Source organism: Hoylesella buccalis ATCC 35310 (assembly GCF_000177075.1).
In the GTDB taxonomy this organism is placed as follows: Bacteria; Bacteroidota; Bacteroidia; order Bacteroidales; family Bacteroidaceae; genus Prevotella; species Prevotella buccalis.
In genome coordinates this window covers 1-1028 of sequence record NZ_ADEG01000074.1, presented here as the reverse complement: position 1 = coordinate 1028, position 1028 = coordinate 1, and the positions used below count along the sequence as shown (strand labels likewise).

Here is a 1028-nt window from a genome sequence, read left to right as displayed (position 1 = left end):
CCGGCAGTTCAAGCCCGGGTAAGGTTCCTCGCGTATCATCGAATTAAACCACATGTTCCTCCGCTTGTGCGGGCCCCCGTCAATTCCTTTGAGTTTCACCGTTGCCGGCGTACTCCCCAGGTGGGATGCTTAACGCTTTCGCTTGGCCACCCGCCACAAAGGGGCGGACAGCGGGCATCCATCGTTTACCGTGCGGACTACCAGGGTATCTAATCCTGTTTGATACCCGCACCTTCGAGCATCAGCGTCAGTCGCACTGCAGCAAGCTGCCTTCGCAATCGGAGTTCTTCATGATATCTAAGCATTTCACCGCTACACCATGAATTCCGCCTGCTTACCGTGCACTCAAGCCAGACAGTTCGCGCTGCAATTCACCGGTTGAGCCGGTACATTTCACAACACGCTTACCTGGCGGCCTACGCTCCCTTTAAACCCAATAAATCCGGATAACGCCCGGACCTTCCGTATTACCGCGGCTGCTGGCACGGAATTAGCCGGTCCTTATTCATGCGGTACCTGCAATGCACGACACGTCGCGCACTTTATCCCCGCATAAAAGCAGTTTACAACCCATAGGGCCGTCATCCTGCACGCTACTTGGCTGGTTCAGGCTCTCGCCCATTGACCAATATTCCTCACTGCTGCCTCCCGTAGGAGTTTGGACCGTGTCTCAGTTCCAATGTGGGGGACCTTCCTCTCAGAACCCCTACTGATCGTCGCCTTGGTGGGCCGTTACCCCGCCAACAAGCTAATCAGACGCATCCCCATCCATCACCGCTAAACCTTTAATCGTTATTTGATGTCAGCAAACGACGTCATACGGTATTAGTCCGTCTTTCAACGGGTTATCCCGTGGTCATGGGAAGGTTGGATACGCGTTACTCACCCGTGCGCCAGTCGTCGTCAAGGGAAGCAAGCTTCCCTCACGTTACCCTGCGACTTGCATGTGTTAAGCCTGTAGCTAGCGTTCATCCTGAGCCAGGATCAAACTCTACATTGTAAAATATAGTTGAAATGGATGATAATAT

The 1028-nt window shown here is 53.4% G+C and carries 1 rRNA gene; it reads right to left on the bottom strand.

Features of this window, described 5'->3' with window-relative positions:
- Positions 1–1000: ribosomal RNA gene (locus tag HMPREF0650_RS08145) — 16S ribosomal RNA — on the bottom strand; the annotation flags it as partial.
- Positions 1001–1028: the final 28 nt, after the last annotated feature.